At 45.0% G+C, this 22,534-nt stretch carries 15 protein-coding genes; 2 read left to right on the top strand and 13 right to left on the bottom strand.

What is annotated here, in order from left to right; translation table 11 throughout:
• Window positions 1–134 precede the first annotated feature (134 nt).
• Both NLG07_RS07985 and NLG07_RS07980 read left to right on the top strand, forming a co-directional pair.
• A complete protein-coding gene (locus tag NLG07_RS07985; protein WP_368501240.1) occupies window positions 135–1,067 on the top strand; it encodes a homocysteine S-methyltransferase family protein in 933 nt (310 codons plus the stop codon).
• A gap of 117 nt (window positions 1,068–1,184) precedes the next feature.
• Entirely contained in the window at window positions 1,185–2,054 is an 870-nt protein-coding gene (locus tag NLG07_RS07980) for a DMT family transporter (protein WP_254854944.1), read from the top strand.
• A gap of 133 nt (window positions 2,055–2,187) precedes the next feature.
• Here NLG07_RS07980 and NLG07_RS07975 read toward each other — a convergent pair whose 3' ends face one another.
• The 13 genes from NLG07_RS07975 to NLG07_RS07915 form a co-directional block, all read right to left on the bottom strand.
• The gene (locus NLG07_RS07975) at window positions 2,188–2,394 is read right to left on the bottom strand and encodes a response regulator transcription factor (protein ID WP_254854943.1); all 207 of its coding nucleotides are present in this window, start codon (window positions 2,392–2,394) and stop codon (window positions 2,188–2,190) included.
• Between the two features lie 210 nt (window positions 2,395–2,604).
• Window positions 2,605–2,817 carry a helix-turn-helix transcriptional regulator gene (locus tag NLG07_RS07970; RefSeq protein ID WP_254854942.1) on the bottom strand — a complete coding sequence of 71 codons (213 nt, stop codon included), beginning with the start codon at window positions 2,815–2,817 and terminating at the stop codon, window positions 2,605–2,607.
• A gap of 297 nt (window positions 2,818–3,114) precedes the next feature.
• Window positions 3,115–4,329 (bottom strand): type II toxin-antitoxin system HipA family toxin, encoded by a 1,215-nt coding sequence (locus NLG07_RS07965; protein WP_254854941.1) that lies wholly within the window; start codon window positions 4,327–4,329, stop codon window positions 3,115–3,117.
• Window positions 4,319–4,609 (bottom strand): helix-turn-helix domain-containing protein, encoded by a 291-nt coding sequence (locus NLG07_RS07960; protein WP_254854940.1) that lies wholly within the window; start codon window positions 4,607–4,609, stop codon window positions 4,319–4,321. The genes NLG07_RS07965 and NLG07_RS07960 overlap by 11 nt, the downstream gene beginning before the upstream one ends.
• 127 nt (window positions 4,610–4,736) lie before the next feature.
• Window positions 4,737–4,964, bottom strand: coding sequence for a helix-turn-helix transcriptional regulator (locus tag NLG07_RS07955; RefSeq protein WP_254854939.1), 228 nt, complete (start codon window positions 4,962–4,964; stop codon window positions 4,737–4,739).
• A gap of 210 nt (window positions 4,965–5,174) precedes the next feature.
• Entirely contained in the window at window positions 5,175–14,165 is an 8,991-nt protein-coding gene (locus tag NLG07_RS07950) for a tandem-95 repeat protein (RefSeq protein WP_254854938.1), read from the bottom strand.
• Window positions 14,162–15,103, bottom strand: a complete 942-nt coding sequence (locus NLG07_RS07945) for a hypothetical protein (protein WP_254854937.1) — start codon at window positions 15,101–15,103, stop codon at window positions 14,162–14,164. The genes NLG07_RS07950 and NLG07_RS07945 overlap by 4 nt, the downstream gene beginning before the upstream one ends.
• A 94-nt stretch (window positions 15,104–15,197) precedes the next feature.
• Window positions 15,198–16,934 carry a HEAT repeat domain-containing protein gene (locus NLG07_RS07940; RefSeq protein WP_254854936.1) on the bottom strand — a complete coding sequence of 579 codons (1,737 nt, stop codon included), beginning with the start codon at window positions 16,932–16,934 and terminating at the stop codon, window positions 15,198–15,200.
• Entirely contained in the window at window positions 16,931–18,817 is a 1,887-nt protein-coding gene (locus NLG07_RS07935) for a hypothetical protein (RefSeq protein WP_254854935.1), read from the bottom strand. The genes NLG07_RS07940 and NLG07_RS07935 overlap by 4 nt, the downstream gene beginning before the upstream one ends.
• An 11-nt stretch (window positions 18,818–18,828) precedes the next feature.
• Window positions 18,829–20,712, bottom strand: a complete 1,884-nt coding sequence (locus NLG07_RS07930) for a hypothetical protein (RefSeq protein WP_254854934.1) — start codon at window positions 20,710–20,712, stop codon at window positions 18,829–18,831.
• Window positions 20,705–21,364: a response regulator transcription factor gene (locus tag NLG07_RS07925; RefSeq protein WP_254854933.1), complete on the bottom strand. Its 660-nt coding sequence runs from the start codon at window positions 21,362–21,364 to the stop codon at window positions 20,705–20,707. The genes NLG07_RS07930 and NLG07_RS07925 overlap by 8 nt, the downstream gene beginning before the upstream one ends.
• 27 nt (window positions 21,365–21,391) lie before the next feature.
• A complete protein-coding gene (locus NLG07_RS07920) occupies window positions 21,392–21,814 on the bottom strand; it encodes a curli assembly protein CsgF (RefSeq protein WP_254854932.1) in 423 nt (140 codons plus the stop codon).
• Window positions 21,807–22,490, bottom strand: a complete 684-nt coding sequence (locus NLG07_RS07915) for a CsgG/HfaB family protein (RefSeq protein WP_254854931.1) — start codon at window positions 22,488–22,490, stop codon at window positions 21,807–21,809. The genes NLG07_RS07920 and NLG07_RS07915 overlap by 8 nt, the downstream gene beginning before the upstream one ends.
• Window positions 22,491–22,534: the final 44 nt, after the last annotated feature.

Here is a 22,534-nt window from a genome sequence, read left to right as displayed (position 1 = left end):
TTAATACAAAATACTCTTAAATTATTTGATTAGCTTACATTAAATTAATACTTTATGGGCGATGCATACGATTTCATTATTGTGCTTATACAAGGTATCATAGCGCATTGTTTAGGTTTATTTTAAGTGGCTAAATGACGCATAAAACGGCTTCTCTTCATGTGCATAAGCTGGCAGGTCTAACTGGCCTGAACGGCAAAGCATTTATTTGTCTTGACGGGGGCATGGGACAAACTCTGATTCAGCGCTCTAAACGCCCGCTTTCTAATCTCTGGTCGAGCGATATCATGTTTTATGAGCCTGAATTAGTGACTGAGCTTCACGCTGAATTTATTGCCACAGGCGCCGATGTCATTACCTTAAACACCTACACCGCAACGCCCGACAGACTCGACGCTAATAACGCATTGGACTGGCTGGAAACGTTACATGAAAAGGCACTATACGCAGCGCGAGAAGCCATTACAGCCTCAGGTAGAGAAGATGTGTTGATTGCTGGATGTTTACCGCCTTTATTGGCCAGTTATCGACCCAATGTAGCACCGGATTTTGCCCAGTCATTGGCAAGCTACCAACAGCTAGTGGCATTACAAAGCGACTGTGATGTGTTTTTGTGTGAAACCATGTCCTCTATTGCTGAGGCAACTGCAGCGTGTACGGCAGCTAAAGCATCAGGTAAACCGGTCTGGGTGGCATTTTCAGTATCAGATAGCGCGCCTCAGCAATTACGAGGGGGTGAGCCATTAAGCGAGGCCCTAATGACGATTGCTGAGTATCAGCCCGATGCTGTGCTCCTAAACTGCTCTCGCCCTGAAGCCATCACGGCGGCGTTACCTCAATTACTGAGTTTAGGGGTTACCACAGGTGCTTATGCCAATGGATTTGTCAGCGTCGAGTCGTTGTATCCTGGGGAAACGGTCAGTACTTTACAACGTCGACAAGATTTAGCGCCGGCGCAATACGCTGAGTTTGCGATGCAGTGGTTTGGCCAAGGCGCACGTATTATCGGTGGCTGTTGTGAAGTCACTCCAGAACATATACAGGCGGTAAAGGCCAAGTTAGGCTAAAGCTTTTGCATCACTCATTGGCGAGCACGAACTGCATTAATAGCATACGACTAAAGGCGCACTTGCGTTTATCGCCATGCCATCTAGCATGGCGATTTTTATGTCACGGGTATGCCGATGTTCACACGCCTTCTTCCTTGGCTGTTTTTAGTTGTCTGGTCAACGGGTTACGCGGTGGCTAAGCTGGCTTTGGAATACACTGAGCCGTTTAATCTTCTCGCCTACCGGTTCGTTGGGGCGGCGTTATTTGTCACGCCTTTTGTGATCTTCATGCGGTTATCCCTGCCGCCTCTGTCTACTATCAAACAACTCGCTGCGACCGGTGTGTTTTTGCATATTGGGCATTTTGGCACCATGTATGTCGGAATGAAACTTGGCGCCAGTGCGAGCATTATGGCCTTAATTGCGGCGTCACAACCGGCGTTGATTATTTTGGCCAGTGCCTTGTATATCCGAAGTTGGCCATCTTGGCAGACTTGGTGTGCATTAGGGCTCGGACTTGCCGGTGCGGGGTGGATTGTCGGCTTGAATATGGATGGGCAAACGGGGTATTTGCTGGGGGCGTTATTGGGATTTGTGGCGGTTTTGGGCATGTCAGTTGGGCAAGTCATCGAGAAGAATCGCAAACTGCACGTTCATCCGGTTACCGCCACTTGGGTGCAATATTGTTTTGCCGCAGTGATCGCAGCACCACTCGCTTGGCTGGTTGAGGGCGTGATTTATGTTCCGTCGGAGGCACTGTTTTGGAGCGTTGGGCATTTGGTCGTGGTTAACACGGTGATTGGCATGCTCTTGATGTTCGCTTTGGTCAGAACAGGTTCGTTGGCGCAAGCGACGGCGATCATGTTTTTGGTGCCAGCAATGGGGGCGTTTTTTGCTTGGCCTGTGGTCGGTGAAACCCCCTCATGGTGGACGCTGCCAGGGTTTGGGTTGGCGATGGCTGGCGCGTTGTGGACACGGCGGTTGCAGCGTCCTATTCGAAGTTAATCATATCTTGACGATTTCGAACTGAACGAGCAAATTCTGCAGCGTCGATAAAAGCGTCTGACTCACCCGGAGCAATTTTAGAGTCATACGCAATACGTTCATGTTATTTAAACTTATGTTTTACAAAGATTAACTACTCACTTTGCCTGTCATAATAGGCTTTAATCAACAATGCCCGATTACTGACACCTTGCTTTTGATAGATACGACCTAAATGATATTTGATAGTATGTACTGAAAGGTGCAACTCTTTTCCTATTTCGGTATTGGTAAGACCTTGTATCAAATAGTTAACAATTTGTGTTTCACGGGTATTCAGATACGGCAAATCTTGTGACATTTTTACTTCTTCCTTAACCTAATATTTCCTTAGTTTTTAATTTCTTTTATAGCGTAGACAATAAATTAATATTGCAAAGATTTATTTCTTTTCTCTAACGGACAAAAACTATCACCAAACGGACATTTTTCTTTATTTACTCTTTAGGGTGACAGAATTATGTGAAGCGGTAATGCACGATCCGCTTACACGATTTGTGGAAAATTTGAATCAGTGTAATTGACGGATTTGATCGGCGTAACGAGAAATGAGCGTGCTGCGATTAGCAATCTTTAATTTTTTGTAAATATTGGCACAATGAAATTTTACGGTGCGTTCAGAAATATACAAAGAATCACCGATATCTCGATTGGTTTTTCCCAATGCAATTTGTTTTGCGACTTCTTGTTCCCGTTTGGAAAGTATATGAATAGTTGTGTGCATAAATTTCTCCTATGCGTTGCTAAAAGTTTTAAATTAATTACGTCTAGACGACGTGTAATAAGCTTAGGCTAAGAAGGATTTTGTGCCACTGGTCGAAAGACTTAAGAAACTAATGTATATTTACAAACTATTGTTTTCATTATATTAATAAGGTTAATTTAATATTGGAACTATCCCTTCGGCTAGGTGGTCGGGGGAGTTAGTCTACACTTTTGGGGGACTGAGTAGACCTTGGTTGTAGGAGATGAGATGGAACTGTGTTAGTCAGTTAATATATTTGATACAAGAAAAGCCATATTAGGGTCTACTAGAGTCTGGGACAACCCCTTTTAATACTTCGATGTCCAACTCTGAAACACCGTTATTGCCAAAATAAAAGGCCCATTCCGACGTCAGTTCCACAACCATATTTGCAATGGCTTTTGCCTTTCTACTATTGAGTCCAAAACGCTTCGCCTGGGACATAGCATTGTCAATACTACCTAATCTGCCTTGAGCACCAATGCCAATACCATGCTGTCTTGTATTGTTGATGGGCAACACGTCATACGCTTTAGATAATCGCCAATGTTTGTTCTTGAATGAATATAGGAAAGCGTGATTTCGCGAATGATCATCCGTATTGCCCATACAAATATTAAATATCATGCGAGCGAACAATTCATGGGAATCTTTCGGTTCAGCACCATATTTCATGTTAAATTCCGCTAAAGCGCCATAGCTGTAGAAAGTTGTACTGGACTGCTCCGTGACCTTCATTTGATTAATCAATGAATTCGCACTCAAAAGATGATGAGTCGGTCGACTCTCTAAACAGTCAAAACGCTCGACCAGTAAAATATCTTCATCGTGATTATTAAGCAACCGTGTGTTCGCAACCCGCACATTTAGGTCTGTTAACTCTGATAGCATTTTCATGCAAGCATGCTCAACACGACATACATTAAAGAGGTCATCAGTGCGATTAAATTTCGCAAGATAACTAATTTTGTCCTCCATAACAGTCGTTTTAGGTCTTGCACCTCCTAAGCTAGAGCCAAACTGAAACGATTTTTTGACTTCATCAGATAGAGCCTGATCTGCTAATATAGCCTGTTTACCTTGCAACAAGATTGCCATATCTTCGAGGGAGTTTTTGTTGTGTTTTGATTTACTGGCCGTTCTCGACAAACTAAATGTGAGGGCACCAACACCCATACCAGAACCGGCCATCACAAGCTCTAAATCATTCTTCGGTTTTGTTGAATGTAGAGCATAAATGAGTTTACGTCCCCAACTATCAGCACCCGCATCTAAAATAACACCAAACATACCATGATTTACTCGGGTTATGATTTGCTCCTCGGTAAGAGGTAAATGTATCGGATCAAGCGGGAAAGCATCTTCACGTTGCTGATAAGATTTACCATAGCGGAATTTGCCTAATTTAGCGATAGGATCGAGCTCGACAATGCCACAGATGACGGGCTTATCTTCCAAGCCATCAATAAAAACATACGCTCTAGAAGTCATTCGGCAACTCCTTCTCTACCTTAGAAGAACTTCGTTGCGGATTATTTTTAACTAATGCATATTGCTCTTCAACGTTTGCCACAAATGGAGCGAGCAGTTCTAAGTGGTCTAAAACAGCCAATAAGATATCAACATTTACCCCTTGGCCAAGCTCTAAACGACTAATGGTATTTTTGCTTGTCCCAGTTCGCAGTGCCAATTCATGTTGATCCATTTGTGTAGCACGGGTGTGTTTAATGAGTTTTCCTAGTAACACTTTCGCGTATTCCACCTCGGACATAAATCACCATATTTAGGTATTTATTAATCAATAACCCAATTATAGGGATTTATATAGCGTATACAAGAAAAAACGCTACGACAACATTCTGTAGCGTTCAAGCTGGGAGACGTTATATAGGTTTAATTCAGCTAAGATACTGCGGATAGATAGGCCGAAACTGATCGCCGTACACATAGTTGAGTGTCAGAGTATTGGGGACCTTGAGTTTCCGATAAATGTTATGAATATGAAATCGTACTGTGCGCTCGCCAATAGCTAGTTCGTGGGCGATTTCACGGTTGGTCATTCCCATGGTTTTTAGTTGAGCGATTTGTCTTTCTCTGCAGCTGAGAGTGGTTCTGATGTCTTTCAATTGATTTCCTTATTTGATGGTTAAATCTCATAGAACAATCGTAGAAAAAACATCTCCACAGCGCTACTGTACCACCGCAAAACTAGCCGAGTGGCTAGGCTAGTCTTATCGACACCGGCTACCCTCCCTCTCGCTCCAATTCAGCAATCGCTTTGGCGGCCCGTTTAAAATTGGCTTTATTGTGTAAACTTACCGTCTATTGCTCAGTGTTCATTGTGCAAAACGACTCACAAACCGTATTTCTGCCGACACTGAGAGACCTTGACTATCCGTTGCAGTCACAGTCACTGAGAAACTTTCTTCAGTATCAACATATCCGCTAATCACACCGTCTATGATTTCTAAATTAAGCATAGGTTGGTTGGCGAAAGTAAAAGCCAATTCATCATTAGCATCCTCGTCACCAAAAAAATCGACTACATTAAATTCAAGATAATCTCCTGGCGTAAACGCTTGTTCAGGAATGGGTATTGAATACGGTGCATCATTGACTGACGTCACAACTATATATGCAGTTTGTGTGACGGAGCGTGTTTCATCTGCAGGATTATCTGTAACAGCGTATGTGAAACTGTCTTCTCCAAACGCATTCGTGTTTGGTGTGTATGTGAACACATGACCATTTACCGAAATTACACCATTGGTTGGCTGCGTCACAATATCATATACCAATGTTTGGCCATCTCTATCCACACTTGGCATCGTTAATACTTGAGAAGTATCTTCGACACCAACACTAGCGGAATCGGCTGAATTAAAACCATACACAACACCGTCATCCACAGCATTATCTAACGCATTCACCGTTACGATTACACTAGCAGGCATACTGTTTGATCTGCCGTCTCGAGCGGTAAAGGTAAATATTAACTCCCCATGGAAGTACGCCGTTGGAGTAAGGATATATGTGTTTTCTTCTCCTTCCTTAGCCGTCAATATCGCGTTCTGCTCAAGGGTTGAGTCATCGACCGTAAAACGAAGACTATCTCCATCCCCATCTGTGCCTGTTAATGTGATATCAATAGCAGCCCCTTCATTTGTCGTAAGAGATTGCGCTATGGCAACTGGGGCCGTATCTTTCAACCGATAAGCACCTACAGAACTTTGTAAATACCAAGGGTCATTTGAAGCAGGAGGACAGTCTTCCCAGTTCATGATACTTGCAGTCTGTAAGCAAGGTCTAAGCCCATAATCATATGGCGCTCCTACTGCCACTGTACTGCCATCGCCACTTAAATTGATGGAGGTATTCAAACCAACATGTGCCTCTCGACTTGACACTTGATGCCACTCGGGCGTTTCACGCTCTGTGTTGTACTCGTACACCCTAACTTGACCATGTCCAAAGGTTATAATCTCATTCTCATGTTGATAAAAATATTCCGTTGCGCCGACTGCGACCTTTTGCCCATCGGCACTTATACTAACAGAGTGACCAAATGACGCGTCACCAAGTTGCTTTCCTTCACGCATATCCCCTTGCTCTGCTGCATACCTGTCACCATGGATATCTATACCCAACTGCTCCCATGCAAGCGTCTCGTTGTGATAGCGATAAACGCGAACATGTCCTGAAGATGAGGGATCAAATGGTGTTTCGAGTGCTTGGCCATTATACGGCGCTCCAATCGCCACCGTGAGACCATCAGCGCTTAAGCTCACTGAATGACCCGATTGATCACCTTCTGCTTCACCGTTAATATCTGTGCCCAGCTGCTCCCAACCAAACAACTTGTAATTATAGCGGTAAATGCGTGTTTGACCTGAAGATGATCCATTGCCGTCATGGTAAGGCGCACCAATCGCCAGTGTTCGACCATCGGCACCTAAACTCACTGAGTAACCTGAACGGTCTCCTTCCGCTTCACCATCGATATCTGCCCCCAGTTGTTGCCACTCTTTTGCATGATAAGAATATACGCGTACATGGCCCGCGCTGCGACCATTGTCACTGTTAAATGGAGCACCAATGGCAACAGTGCGACCATCGGCACTGAGACTGACAGACCAACCTGAATTATCTTGTGTTGACTCACCATCAATGTCTCCCCCTAAACGTTTCCAGCGTGCACTCTCTCCGCCTGTTTCGTAGGTATATACCCGAACGTGACCTGAATATAAGCCGTTTCCGTCATTCATATAGGCGCCAATAGCTACCGTACGACCGTCAGCACTTAAACTCACTGAATGCCCTGCTTTGTCACCTAACTCTTCACCATAAAAGACGCCAAGCTGTTGCCAGCCTAAGTTTTCATCATCGTTACGGTAAGTATACACACGAACACGGCCGGCAGTTCCAGAGGTAAAAACACCATTCTGTCTTTCATTGAAATCGCCAATTGCCATGGTGCGACCGTCGGCACTTAAACTCACGGATCTACCATATTTACTTCGTGTTGGCACACCGAGAATATCTTCACCTAACTGACTGAGCCAGGTTTTTGCGGAGACATTTATCGTCACCCTACTGATGTCACTTTGATTATTGTCTGCATCAGAACTATCAATGACACGATAAGAGAACGTATCTATGCCCCTAAAGCCATTATCAGGCGTGTAGGTGACCTTATTGCTACCTTGTTCAACCACAAGAGAACCGTTGTTTGGTGTCGATACTATCTCATATGTCAACACATCACCGTCAACATCTCTACCTATCAAGGCAAATGTTGTGGCAGTGTCGATTTCTGTCGCTCGATGTAAATCAAATGCCTCCGGGGCATCGTTGACTTGGTTTACCGTCACATTGATGATTTGGGTCGTCTCATAACCATTCCCATCGGTTAAGGTCAGAACAAAGCTATCGGAGCCATGGAAGTTGGCTGCGGGTGTGTAGGTCACGTTCGTGCCATCCACCGACGCCAAACCATTGGACGGAGGTGTACTGACCGTTGCAGAAACGGTATCCCCGTCTTGATCGGTATAAGTAAAACGAGTACTGACAGACTCCCCCTCTTCCGCTGTTAAGCTATTCAATATGTTTATTACTGGCGCATCATTCGCATCAATGACTGTTACGGTAATGGTTTGAGTAACCTGATTACCAAATGAATCCGTTATGTACAATGGCAGACTAATGGGTTCAGAGGTTACTTCATAGTCCAATGGCGCACTCAGCGATAAAATATTATCCGTAATGCTGAACAAGTCACTATATTTAGAATCCCCTAGGGTAACAGCGGCAGAATAACTTGGATTCAGTAATCCAATCTGTGTTTCGTTCTCAGTGACAGAAAGTGCCGTTTCAACAAGACCAAGTGTTTTTTGAGCGTACATAATGACGTCTTTGGGTTTTACTTTTAGCCCATCACGACCTGTTGAGCGCAGTTGTAATTTAACCTGTTTACCCAAATCATTTACCCTTACCCTTACCTCTCCTTGAGGTGCTTGACTAAGAGATACTGCAATTGAGGCAGTTTCTGACGGATACGTATAAATGATATTTTCAGATAAAATGAGACCTGGCTTATTCGTTCTTGATTGCGTCGAATCATCAGAAGCCTCTGGTAGCTCATTCACCAACGCAACCTCAAAAATAACATCAGAAGCATCAAATCGGCTGTCTCTATTTTCTATGGTTTCATCAATATTTAAACTTACGCCGTAAATTGTACTTTGACCAGAGTCAACCTCACCATATGTTTCGATTTCTATGATTTGAGGGACATTCCAATTATCTGTATTAAAGATTAATGCCTGCTGGTTAATGAATATGCCTGCTTGCAAATCGTCCCCATCTTGAATATAGGTTAATCTAATATCTGTTTCATTATGGTATGGGCGGTTTTTATCCCAAGTATGTGATTCAATTTTCATTGAAGTAGGCGATACCGAAACCTGTGGGTCATTGGTCGACAGTTGAATGTCAGCGTATCGTTCAGTCGGTCGTCTATTTTCGAAAAACCCAGCCATTTCCCCCACACGGAATGCTGATAAATAAACATTAAAATCCCAAGATTCTCCTGAGGTAATCTGCAAAGGTAAGTCAGTTAATTGAAACCCTATTTCATCATCCACTAATTGGTAGGTAAATTCTTTTTCAAAGCCTTCCCATACTGGGTCACCCTCAATATAGCGAATCACACCAGTGATAGTATTTGTACCATTATAGATATCGTCATTAATGCTAGACAGACCCTCAACGTAGATAGAGTCGTAGCTATTCCATTCTCCCCCACTAAGGGTAAAGAGTTCTTTTTTGATTAATGAACATTCATCAGAATATCTCGGACATTGTTTTCTTCCAACACGTTCATTATTTACGTCATAAACCACCTCGAAAGTCGCTTTTGTGGGTTGATTTGGCTTCGCAGTGAACGTGGTATTCAGCGCTATATCTTCATGCATCCAAGAAGGGAACTGATCAAGCCCCTCATAAAATTCAGGTACTGTGATAGTAAAGTCAGGTTTAGGCCACGTATCATTATCTGAGACCGTCGTTTTGATGGACGTATTTGTCCCTTGTAATGATGTTGAGCCCGTAACGGAGCGAATCGCGATCGTCACATTAGACGTGCCATCGACGTTGTTATCATCCGTACCTTGCACAATGACCGTTTGTGGCACATTCCAATTATCAGAGGTAAACAATAACTCCCCTGTACTTATGTTCGCCTCATTATTATTAGTCGTTATGAAGATTGTTTGACTGTTTGTGGGTAATGTCGGCGGCTCATTTAACACTACTGTAAATTGAGCTTGTCCTCCTTCGGCTATTTGACCGTTCAGTTCAGACACCGTAAATGAAGAAAGTGCTGATTGACGCACATTAAATTCAAACGTTTTGGCAGGATACTGGGCATAAACATTTTCCGGATTATATTCTATTGTATCGCTGACAGAGAGTGAAATCGATGCATTGGTATCACCATCTTGTTCAATATCTTGCACTGGAGTGATGACTACTTGTTGAGGTTGATTCCAGTTAAATTCATTAAACTCAAGAACATCAGGCGAAACTGTTAATTCTGTTTCATCAAAAGACGTAACAGCAAAACGTGTGGGTTCAATGGGTGGAGAATCTAATTGGACCGTTAATGTTGCAGCATCACCGCCTTCCACCAATACTTGTTCAGTCACCGATGTAAGCACTTCACTGTGCTCAACCTTGATATCAAACCACGCAACGACTTCAGACTGAGCGATGAACTCAACCCGTTGAATGGAGGTATTGTTTTCGGTAGGTCCATTCGGTTCGGCTGAAAACACGTATTTAACGCCAGAATTGCCCAGTAGTTGCGCATTCAAATCGGCAGATTCACTCTTGCTAATCAACAAACTTTCCACCGGTTGAAGAAACTGAGCCCCGATGACCTCCAAAATCAATGTGGTAGGAATTTCACTTACTGCATTTCCAGACACATTGATTTGTGGTGACGTTATGCCTTCTTCTAACACAAAGCCCAGATAAGGATCATCTGTTCTTAAGTAATAGTCATCATCTTGTAACATCAAATTGATGACTTTACCTGGCGCCAACTGATAACCCATTTCATCTGACGCTGTATCAATAAACTCAAAGCTTAGAGCAATAGTTCTATCCGCTTCGAAATAATCGTTATCCAATAACTCAAGTGCAAGTAATTGTGGTTCATTCCAATTTGACGGCGTGAATGTCAGTTCGGTAGTACGATCTGTGCTTCCATTTATCGAAATCGCATCATCACCGTCTCTGACAACCTGCACGGTAATCGTATCGGAAGGCGGACAAGCCAGAGACAGGCTCATTGATTTGGCTTCCGCTCCTTCTAATAACTGGATTGCTGTATCATCGCCGAATATATTGCTTTCCATGTCATGTAGGATCAAATTTGGAAAACATAACTCATAATCTTGAGGCGCTTGAAACAACGAACGATTATTGAAGTCATCCTGAATGACCGCATTACTGAGATCTACTTTGATCTGTGCTGCCGTCTGCTGGTGCGGGATAGTAAATGTTATATCAAATATCGAATAGCCTTGGTCTGTATTTTCAACGACATCAATAACGTCAAGAACCTGATCATTTGCAGTACTAATCAAACTGGGCAAGGTGGATAAATTCGTACTGACCAGCTCATCAAACTGAAGTGTGAGTGTTGGCCCACTATTGGTAAAATAAACCGAGCTTGCGGTTAATTCAGCCGCCTGTTTATCTAATATGATATCCAGATCATCAAAACTATTTCGCAGTGATAGGCGCGTATTGCCTACGCCGCTCCCATCAGTCCCCTCTAAAGGAAAATTCCATTGTTCTAACGAGAATGTGAGTCGTTCATTGTGAGACAAATCCGATACATCCGCTTGCAACAAAAAGGTAGTGCCTTCGTTCAGGCCTGTTAATGCCAATGGTAATATCGTGCCGGCAGCGGTTTGCAGCTGACAACATTGTAAGAAATCCTCCGTGTTTTTTATGTACACCGATTCGCTGGTATCTAACGCAAATGTGACCTGCGAATTGTCTACAGAGTGCAGTCGAATATTATCAACGGTCGGTGCTGTGATATTGACTGTACTCCCAATGGCATTAAGATGACTTATACCCCATTTTGTCATAAGCGGCTGTGTATTTTCTGTGTTGACAAAAACCGTCAAATTAGCAAAATCAATATTGGCTTGCGCTAGAGAGGATAAATCTATTTTAAGGTTGTAAAAATGAGGGAACTCTTCTAACCACACATCATAGGTGGGAGTAATACTCAGTTGAATATCCTGTTCCAACTTAGAGAAACTCGTACCGTCTTTCAACAAAATGATAATTTCGAAATGGTCTCTTGAGGGGATAAAGGTTGGCAAGATGGTATTCAGTGACATATTGACTTCGGTCGGCACACCATTGGGATAAAATGAATCAGAGGTGATTAACTCGCCAAGCTTGGGGGTATCTAACGCGTCATTGAAGCGAATAATACTCCCTGGTAACTCGTAAAAATCCATATTTGAATAGTTTTCAACAACGCCCTCAATTTCTCGACCGCCCACCGATGAGTAAAATGTGGCGTCGTCTTTTAGTACCAGTTTAAACGCAGTTTGTCCTGAAAACTCTCCTATTGTCACAATATATCGGTCAGATGATGTTTTCTGAGATCGTGTCGCGGCCCCGGTTAATGTCGCCGGACGTACTTCAAGGATAGCAGCAGAAGCTTGACCATTGATATCCACTAACTGAAAATCATCCGTATCTAATCCAGATATCTCATCTGAAAAATGAACTCGGTACGATAGCGTGGTATTATTTTGCCACGGCAAAATATCGATTGCGGTTTCGTATATTGCGGAAGACAAACGGCCTTCAGACCAATACGGACCTGAGCCTTTTGCGTTAGCCGTCGACTGATTATCATCCAATTTAAAATTCGGAGAAACATGCATCTCCTGCGACAGGATCGCTTGGTATTCGAGAACACTCGGTGCATTAACTTCTGGCATGATAGAGACATTGTTGCTGGCAATCGTCAAACTATCATGCATTGGGATAGCCCTCTCAAACTGTCTTAGATTGAACGAAACATAACGCTTATCAAAATACAGCTCATCACGAGAATCATTGAATTGAATACCATCTTCTGAATACATGTCTTCAGTCACGGTAAATGCAAACACCATTCCTGAAATATAGTTATTTTCAATTTGTTCTGTCGATAAGCCATCCGTGATTATCTCATCACCAAAAGCCGTTACCACTTGCTCGCCGATTGAAAACGTAATGCTGTGGTCTGAAAAATTGTTTCGACCTGAAGGGCTGACTTTTGTTGGAAAAGTAAAGTCAACTTGAATACGAACCGTCTCTCCGACACGATTGACTGTGTTGTTTGAATATTTACCATAAAGCGCGATATCACTGATCGAATTGGATTGACAATTATCTTCAATGGTCATGCTTTCATCGCTGTACAAATCGTGGAGATAAAAACCGTTTTCACTATAAGAATACGGTTTTATGGTCATGGGGTCACAATTCTGATTTGTACACAATTCGAATAGGTTGATGCCTTCAAAGGAAGCATAATAAGGTTCACCATTAGCATTAGAAACATGACTTAAAATTTGAACTTCTTCAATTCTTGAAAGAGAAGAGTTTTTTTTAAATTCATTTAAAACAATGTAAGGGGATATTTTTACTGATGTATTTAACGTTAAAAGTGTTTGCTCATCATTGATCGCTAAGTTTGATATTTTGCCTTCTTGAACAAGACACTCTAGAGGTGTTGCAATATTCGGTGACGTTAACTCGTCGATGGCATAAACGGTAAAGGGAATGTCTGATTTAATGACAATGTTTTTAAAATCATTTGAACCAGTGAGTTCTTGTAATTTTTCTAAACCGTCATAATAGGTATAGGATCGTAAATTATAGGGTGGAAACGCATTAAGTTGGTCGATATTAGATACCCTATAGTTCGTTGTTTTTATAAAGGGTACAAAAGAACCTGGGTTGTAAAGGAAAGCGAGAAAGAAAGCTTCACCCGCTAAACCGTCAAGTTGATCAGTAGCTGATGAACTAATGTAATAAATAGGATCGTAAAGATAGGTATGCGAAAAGTTGTTACAAATAACATCTTTGAAACGGTTTGATGGATTCATACTTTGAAAAAAATCACGGTATGGCACGCATTGACTTGCAAAAACCCCGCCTAAAGGGGTCACAACAATCACTTTATCGATGGGATTATCAAGTGACACATAACCATTACCAAAGGCGGTTTGAAACTCCTCATCGCCATCGTCATATATTTTTGAACCAAATGGGATAGTGAAACGAAATGCTGATGTATTTTTGGCAATGTTACGTGTTACGTCGTAGTTGTTATCGTCAGCACTCGGCATTTGTGAAGGGACGAGGGCTTTAGAGGTCTCAACATCCAGATAGTCGTCACCGGGAAGGTTTCTAAAAGGGTATAATCGTTTACTTCTGTTGAAACTGTTACGAGCTTCGCCTTCATCTAACAGATACTCAGGTAAAAAATGTTCATTTCCAAACGCGGTAAACAAATCGGATGTTTCATTTCCATCCTCTGTAAAGTAACGTGCATCCACCACATTACCATCACTGATCATGTAGATCGCAAATACACCTTGACCGTCCGTACTTCGTCCATCAACATTGCCAGATTTATCCAGACAGCTCTTGCATTCAATTTCGACATAAAAATTATCACGACATCCAGTTAAGAGTATGGTGACTACGAACAATGTAAATATGAGTAAAAAGTGTTTCATTTTCCGTTTTCAACCACTGCAGAGCTTACTAGTAATGTTTCGAGGTCAATATTCAATCTTTGACTTCGAGTGTTCTTTTCATCCAAAAATCGAATTTCCAGTTCATTGTTTTGGTTCATTTTGACAATGCTTGTGGACGCATTTTTCAAACCAAACCCTTGGCATTTTGCATCCTCTCTGGGTATAAATCGGATAGTAGTGAAGGTGATATTATCGACAGCATTTGCCGACATTTTACAATCACCCAAAGACATGACGCCATTACCACTCTTGTCAAAATACATCTCTAATCCAGTTTGCTGATCTGTGGACGGTTTGGAGGACAATTTCAAATCGTTCAGCGTTGCAATGTCCAACTGGGTCTGTTGTTTTTTTCGACCAAAAGTGGCGAATGTGTACTCTACGCTTTCAGCATTTCTGGCGATAAACTCGATGCGCGCATTGCTGTACTCAACTTTTATGGGTAGTTGCTGACCATTGAGGGTCATATTAGCCAAAAAGGCGTTCTCTTCATGTGGTTTGATATCCGTTAAGTGGGTTATCTTGGCCAAATCCGGCAGGTCAATCATGACCATGCCAAACTTATCCACGAACAATAATGTGTCTTGCTTCGTCCCTTTAACCGCCATTTCGCCTTGCCATTCCCCTTCAAGTTGAGGAAAAACCATTTTCTCTAACCCGGTTATTTGTTGTATCGCGTTCGCGACGACTTGGTCATTTTCTTGTATCGTATTCGTGGGGATAACATTGACAAATTCAGGGTTGACATCTTGAGGCAACCTAACAAGGTTGGGATTAGGTGCACTTTCATTTTCGTTTTGTTGAAACCGAATATTCGAATTGTTGGGCGGTCGTTCTTCGCCTGTTGATGTCTCACCACCACATGCGATGAGTTGTGCTGATATCAAGACGAAGAGAATTTTGGATATTGCGTTCATAATATGCTTGTCCGGTACACGTTATATACATCTTTATATTTTTTTATGAAAATTGCAGTAAGAATTTTTCTTACTATGTCCGTCTTTCCATCGGCTACCCTCCCTCTCGCTCCAATTCAGCAATCGCTTTGGCGGCCCGTTTAAAATTGGCTTTATTGGACTCATTTTGCAATAGATGGCGCAACATCGCCGCGGCTTCCGTTTTACGATGGGTTTGGGCCCCCAAGGTTTTGATGGCCGCACGGCGAGTCTGATGATCGTTCTGCTGTTCAGCCAGCGTGGTAATGGTTTGCATGGCGCCAGTGTCCAAATCAAACGCGTGCAAGGCCCCTATCACACTGGCTTTGTGCAACACTTCCTCACGGTTGAGCAAATGCGTCAATACCTGTAAGGACTGTTCTCCTTGGATCTGTCCCAGACTGAACGCCAAATTGTCGACGATTGCAGGATCCGTAGCGTGTTGAAAACGCGCCAGAATTTTTACGCTGTCTGGGTGTGCGGTATTGCCTACTGCCGCAATTAATGTGGCTTGTGTCTTGTGATCAGGGGCTGCGTGCAACGCTTCGTGCAACCCATTTAACAACTTGGCAGACAAGGCTGTCTTTGGGCGTACGTCATACAAAATACCAATGTGCAACAATAACGCGTGGTCCATCTCGGATTGCCGTTGCAACGCCACGTCGGTGTGTGCCATTAACGCGAGGACCGCCTCTTCGGATAATGCCGTATCACCTTGCGTCAATGCGCGTAAGGCACGAAATTGATTGGTCTCGGTGTGCGCGTCCTGCGTCAACATACTCACCAAGCTCGATTGTGCCCGTGGTGTGTCAAGTAATCCCAAGGCATGGATAATACGCATCTGTTGTGCGTCACTCCACCCTTGGTGCAAAAGTAACTCGGGAATATAGTCCAGCACAGCATCAAATGCACGCAATGCCTCACTCAGTTCCCCAGGGGGTTGATTCAACCAATCGGTGGTGTTGAGCCATTTTTCTAGCTGTTGCGTCAATGCGTTGCGTTGCGTCTCGCTCAGTGGCGTTGACGGCGCAGTGCGCCATAACCGCAGATTATCCGGCAGTTGCCACAATAACGTGTCTGGATCCGCTGGGATCACCTTACCTTGCACATGCTGTTGTGCACGCAATGACAATTGAGCGGATGCAGGGTGGGTGTAGGTGAGCCAGGTGTGCTGCGTAAAATCCGCAAACCCACACGCATCCAACTGGTAAGACGCTTGTGCCTCCTCCACTACAATATCTTGACCCAATTGCGGATCCACCGACAGATACCCCGTGTTGCGATAAGCTAACTGAGTGGGTTCGCTCATGATAAATTGGGGTTCAAACTGGCCGTTATTATCCTGATAACGAATGCCTTTGGCCGGTATGGTTGGGGTCTGCGTCGAGGTGGTGTGTTGTGGCACCTGCAACCAGTACGCATAGCCCATGGCTTGTTGACGCTGAGCATCTGATAACCCAGGCAAAAACATCTGGTCCACAATCACGCCATACGGATCGAATAACATACCAAAAGGCGGTATGGACGGCTCCATCGCAGACGCAGCGGTACCGCTAGAGGCAATAGGTTCGACTTGGATCCCAAGCCATTGCCCGGTTTGCCCGTCTGGCAGCGGTGTGTTGGGTAACGGCCTTATGGACAAACGCACCGATTGCTGCATGGTGTCGGTTTGTTGCGTCAATGCAAAGGTGCTTTGCGTGTCGATGGTCACCGCAAAGGTGCGTTCACACAAGGCCAGAGCGTGAGCAGACAATGCGCCAAGGCACAGCGCACTGACAGCAAGAGACGCTCGTTGGCGCCAGGTCATACTCATTGTAACCGACCTGATTCGCTATAAATGGTCCAATGTTTAGAAAAAATACTCGGCGTTTGATAGAACCAATAGTCATAATGGTACGTTTTGGTGCCACAGGGGTATTTGATTTTTTTACCGAAGATTTTTTTCTTACACCATTTCAAACCATAGGTCTCAGCATATAAACCAAACTTGCCTTCAATCGCATTGATGTCATCCACAATGGCAAACGACCAATCAATGGTTGGCCCACCGGTGTTGTTGTCATAGGCGCGCATATCCGTGGTGGCTTCCATGGCTAATACGTTTTCTAAGACCGTCAAATCCAAGGTGATACCGGCTTTTGCGACACCGGTGTTGATCCCGCCATTGGCCGCACCGCCTAAACTGGCTTTGAATAAGTCACCGGTCACCGTCAACGTGAGTGCTTCATAGGTCAAGTTCGCGCCCATTCCCATTTCGCCACTGATTCCGGCTTCCACCGACAATGGCACTGGCCCGATGAAGAACGTAGACTGAACCAAGGTTTTGTTTTCTTCCCAAGTTTTGGAAAAATCCAACGTATACGCATCCCGCCAAATGGATTGCTCGTACACGGTTTTGTTGAATAACACCACATCGCCAGACACGCCAGTGTTTTCGCCTGTCACCGAGGCTTTGCTGTCCACATCGATACTGAAGATACTATTGGCTTTGTTGAAGACGTATAAATCCATGGCGCCGGCGGCTTCAAAATGCGCCGATCCGGTCGGCAAATCGATTTGCATGTCCGAGTCAAAATCAATTCCGACCTTAAATTTGGAGGCGTCCCCAAACCCATTGCTGTACCCGCTATTAACGTCAAACTGGCCGTTGTCAAAGGAGTACGCTTTGGCAGCCTTACCAGAAGTCGCTTCGGTCTCATCTTCAAAGAAATACAGAGGGACTTCTAGATCCAGAATATTATTACTGTCATCAAACTCTTCTTGGTAGTCCGTGTTATCCACCACCTCAAATCGCACTGATAACGTATTGCGCTGACTGGCGTCGTACGAGGCGTACAAGCGTTCAATCTGAGATTGCGTCAAGCGCAGATCCAGACCAAAGATATGCTCTTCTCGGTTATAGGTAAAATCCATGGGCTTAGACAGTTGATACCCTTCTTGATCCAAGGTGGTGGCTTGGTCGACCTGATTAACCCAGATCTCGATGGGCTCATAATTCCCATCAATCATGACTTCCACCAGCAATTTGGCTTGAGCCACTTCTTGACCATAATACAGCGCATCGATGTACCCATGCATGTCGGCGTTATTGGTACCCAGTGCAGTGTTGGCATGCACCGCAGGGGTATCTAAAACAAGGACTTCTTCGCTCAGAGCGGCGTTGACAATGGCAAAATCGTGTTTGAACGTATGCTCGAGATCGACAATCGCATACGGAAAATTGCCTTCGGTATGGGCTTCATTCTCAAGGTTGGGATGATTGTCGTCTTCAAAGGCCTCCTCCACGGTATTTTGTGGGTCTACTACGGCCATGATCCAATAGTTGCCGGTGATGGTCACGTCAGGAACGGTCTCAACAAATGAGGCAATCACCGACCCATTTTCGACCTTGGATAAGCGTTTGGTCCCCAAATAATGGGTTTCCTCGATTTCTTCGCCTTCTCCTGCTGAGTCTTGAGCATGCACGACATAAAAATCAATGTCCACATCGGGGTAATCCAACTCCTGCACCACCAGCTCAAAATCCACGCGAATGGTTTCACCGGGTACATAATAGTTCAGGTTAGCCACGTCAATGGTGGTGATGGTGAGGTTGGGGCCTTGGCTGCGATCGATGCGCGGGGTATCATCGGAATCACTCAGACACCCGCTGAGGCCGATGAGTAACGCCATGGTCAATACTGTTCTGTGCAACATGATGCGTCTCCTTATGTGACAGAATGAGTGGAAGTGGGAGGATGCGTCGGCTCGGCCGGACGATCCACCAACGAAAACGACAATACCGCACGCGCGCCTGTCGCGATGGGCAGCAGCGCAAACGCACCCGCTGGAAATTTGGCAATGCGTTTGCGGATATTGAGTAATCCGTGTCCCGGCGACGCACAACGTGAGTGGTCCAGTGCGATACCGCCTTGGTTCGTCACCGTGATGGTCAGTGTGTGTTGGTCTATGTCACTGACACACGACAACTCAGTGGGAGCGCCGTGCTTGATGGCATTGTTCAAAATTTCTTGCATGATCCGAATCAAATCCAGACCCAACGCCGGATCAATGGATAAATGCTCAGGGATGGTCGTAACGTCCCAATGCAAACGGATATTGGCACTCGCCAATGGACTAAAACAGCGCTCTTTGATGATGGCAAAGAGTACATTCGGATCGGATCCCACACTGGAGAACGTATCGACCAACAACCGCACATCATTGATGGCGTACTTGGTTAAAGACACGATGGATTGGTTTGGATGCGCTTTGGGATCAGCGGCATTCGCAATGGTCAGAATGGAGGTTAAATGTCCAGCGACTCCATCGTGCAATTCTGCCGTGATGCGATCGCGTTCAGCATTGAGACATTGTTGCACAACGAAGGCCTGGCGTTCTTGATAACTGTGTTGCAATGCGGCTTCTTTTTTGGCCAACTCATCGACTAAGCGCTCGTTGGCATGATTGACGATATCCAACAGACTGACCAATTTGTAGTATAGCTGCAACAACAAAGCAATCATTAAGCAGAAAACGCACAGATAGGACACCATGAAGGCGTGATCGAGTAGGTTATTGAGCACCAATACATCGTGTGCCACCCCAATGCATACCCCCAATAAGCACGTGAGTAACAGCACAAAGACCCAGGACCCCGTTCGATGGGCATGCTGGATCAGCAAATACACGGCACCGGCGAGTGTCACCAAGATCCATGGGAAGACAAATAAGATGACCGATTGACGCAGTGGCAATAGACCTAATCCCGCGCACAACGCGCCCACAACGGTCGTCAACGCCAGGGCAAGTAAAGGAATGTTAAACCGAGAGGCTTCCGATAAATACCGCACATAATGCAAAATCGACAGCGCGGCAAATGGCAGCAAAAAATACAACCAAGGGATATACATCAGCCACTCTTCCGCAAGCGGCACGATATTGGTGATGCGGATCGGCAAAAACAAACCACACGCCAACGCTAACCACAAGTAGGCTCGTTGCGTGGGCGTTTTGACAAACACGATCAAGGCCATGACACAGACAATGCACAGCAACACTGTACTGATCAGGCGCACATCGTACTCAAGGAGAACTTGCAGAGTGTAAATGGGTCCCAACTGGGAGTAGGTTCCAATATACAAGGGATACAAGCTGACCGGAGGTAAGGTAGTGGTGCGGATCACCACCTCAACCTGAACCTGAGATTGAGACACAAGTTCGGTTGGGATGAGCATAAACGCCGAATTAAAGACCAATGGCCCTCGCCAGGCAGAGGTGTTGTGTGATGCGGAAATGCGTTTGCCGTTGACCGTAACCGTGATGTTTTGTTCAAACCGTGGCAGATACAGATACCAAGGTTCATCCCCCGCGTGGTCAGAGAAAACCGATTTAGGCAGTTCAGCACGGAACCGATATTGTTGTGATTCGCCCGTGTGATTCATCCGGCGCAGTGGCAATGACAAGGTTTGACCGGTGTCGACGTCGAGCACGCTGTGGATACTCAGCGCGTCCGCGGGGATTTTGTATTGCTCAAGCAGTATCATGATGAAGACCGTCGCCAGGATGGCGAATCCGCTAAACAGCAACACACACCGCGTGAACTTAGTCATCGATGAGGCCCATTTTTTTGGCTTCATAAAAGGCTTCGGAACGATTGTTCACTTGTAATTTTTTGTAGATATGGCGAATGTGTACCTGCACTGTCCCCACTGAAATGTCTTTTAACTGGGCGACTTCTTTGTAGGCGTAGCCCTTGCCAATGAGAGAGAGAATTTCGGTTTCTTTGGCGGTCAGTGGATTGTCACTCGGTGCGGGCGGCACCACACTGGACTGGGTCAATTCAGTGAGCATCATTCTGGCGATGGACGGTGACATGATGGACTTACCGTGCATGATGTGGTCGCAGATTTCAATAATGGAATAATCTTCTTCGTCTTTGAGAATATACCCCACTGCGCCGGCACGAAATGAATCAAGGACCTGACGGCGGCTGGACAAGGCTGAGATCACAATGGCTTGAGCCTCTGGGTGGGCGGTTAAGCACTCGGTGATGGCACTGACCCCGTCCCCATCCGGCAACACTAGGTCGGTTACCAACAAGTCCACAGAGTGGCGCCCAAAAACGCTTTGCGCCTCATGCAATGTCAAGCATGGATGCACGGCCTGTGCATCGGGCCATTGTCGCAAGACGTTGCAAAAACGTTCTAAGATCAGTGAGTTATCTTCTAACACAACGACCTGATAAGGTGGTTTGGAGGCCATTATCCCCCCCTTATGTTACTTAGTTGCTTAGTTACCACCACATGAAAAATCAGGGATATCGAGCACGATTTCTTCGTCATTTTCACCTGCAAGTTCTAAGATAATATTACAGTTTTCGCCTTGATAATAGGTGATTTCGATGCCATCGAGTTTGATCACACCGTTCTCGTCCGTCAGATCATCGATGCTCAACCCACTGACATTAGCAGCAATCGCAGAGGAAATGCTCGAAAGCGTACGACGTCGTATCTGTTCCGCGAAGGACTCCAATTCCGATTGCGTGTTATCGGCTTTTTTTTCGGGGATCTGCTGTTTGTTGGCCAAGTTAAATAAGTGATTGGCAACAAACGGATTCCCGCCAAATGTCGGGTTGTTAAAATTGAATCGTTGGGCTTCAGCGTGCGCGAAGGCACTGCAGCACAGCAATAAAAGAAGGCATAATTTATACATTGTTAAACATCTCCATAATGGCAGCTTGTAAGGCCGTAAAAAACGCGATGGTCGTGGGATCGTTTTTGACCCCTCCCCCTTCTAATTCCAAAATTCGATACGGGTTGATCAAACCAAAAAAACCAGCGGATGACAGTACGCTGTTGACGCGTTCTGTCGCCGTTCCCACACTGACGATTTCGCCTGTGTTGGTGTCGATGAGTTGCACCATCACATAGAGCTGATCAATGGAGGTTTTCTCTTTGGTATTTGCCCCCATTAAACCATATCCCTGACCGTATTCATCTACGGCTTTGTCATAGCCAATCACGGCTCCATGTAACAAATACGCAGCCGGCTCAAGCGCGGGAAAATCGTATTTGGGTTGCAGTGAATTGGCGAGGATCTCCTTTAATACTGGGTTTGCTTGTTCAATCAATCGCGCCTTGCGATCTTCATTAAAGGCCTCAGCCAGCTTGCGTTCCGTGAGCAGCGCGTTAAGGTGGGTGCGATTCAACACGTGAAACTTGCTGCGCAACTCGGGGGAGCTGAGCAAAAACTCGGTCAAAAATTTGCCTGACGCGGCCACCGACGTCGAAATCCCTCCCTCGGAGCGTGAGCCAGACAGGTCTTCAAAATTTTGTACCGAAACAGTGAAGACATCCTTGTCCCCGCCAAAGGTTTTGACGGATGCCACGAACTCCTTGTGGGCTTGTAAAGGGGGAACACTGGTCAGTGGAT

Source organism: Alteromonas sp. LMIT006, from assembly GCF_024300645.1.
GTDB lineage: Bacteria > Pseudomonadota > Gammaproteobacteria > Enterobacterales > Alteromonadaceae > Opacimonas > Opacimonas immobilis.
The sequence above is the reverse complement of the archived record's forward strand: the minus strand, read 5'-3'. Positions and strand labels throughout refer to the sequence as shown.

Coding starts and splice junctions, on each gene's coding strand:
- NLG07_RS07965 (WP_254854941.1), bottom strand. CDS start 4,329: ATGACTTCTAGAGCGTATGTTTTTATTGATGGCTTGGAAGATAAGCCC.
- NLG07_RS07980 (WP_254854944.1), top strand. CDS start 1,185: ATGTTCACACGCCTTCTTCCTTGGCTGTTTTTAGTTGTCTGGTCAACG.
- NLG07_RS07930 (WP_254854934.1), bottom strand. CDS start 20,712: ATGACTAAGTTCACGCGGTGTGTGTTGCTGTTTAGCGGATTCGCCATC.
- NLG07_RS07970 (WP_254854942.1), bottom strand. CDS start 2,817: ATGCACACAACTATTCATATACTTTCCAAACGGGAACAAGAAGTCGCA.
- NLG07_RS07950 (WP_254854938.1), bottom strand. CDS start 14,165: ATGAAACACTTTTTACTCATATTTACATTGTTCGTAGTCACCATACTC.
- NLG07_RS07975 (WP_254854943.1), bottom strand. CDS start 2,394: ATGTCACAAGATTTGCCGTATCTGAATACCCGTGAAACACAAATTGTT.
- NLG07_RS07960 (WP_254854940.1), bottom strand. CDS start 4,609: ATGTCCGAGGTGGAATACGCGAAAGTGTTACTAGGAAAACTCATTAAA.
- NLG07_RS07920 (WP_254854932.1), bottom strand. CDS start 21,814: ATGTATAAATTATGCCTTCTTTTATTGCTGTGCTGCAGTGCCTTCGCG.
- NLG07_RS07940 (WP_254854936.1), bottom strand. CDS start 16,934: ATGAGTATGACCTGGCGCCAACGAGCGTCTCTTGCTGTCAGTGCGCTG.
- NLG07_RS07945 (WP_254854937.1), bottom strand. CDS start 15,103: ATGAACGCAATATCCAAAATTCTCTTCGTCTTGATATCAGCACAACTC.
- NLG07_RS07935 (WP_254854935.1), bottom strand. CDS start 18,817: ATGTTGCACAGAACAGTATTGACCATGGCGTTACTCATCGGCCTCAGC.
- NLG07_RS07925 (WP_254854933.1), bottom strand. CDS start 21,364: ATGGCCTCCAAACCACCTTATCAGGTCGTTGTGTTAGAAGATAACTCA.
- NLG07_RS07985 (WP_368501240.1), top strand. CDS start 135: ATGACGCATAAAACGGCTTCTCTTCATGTGCATAAGCTGGCAGGTCTA.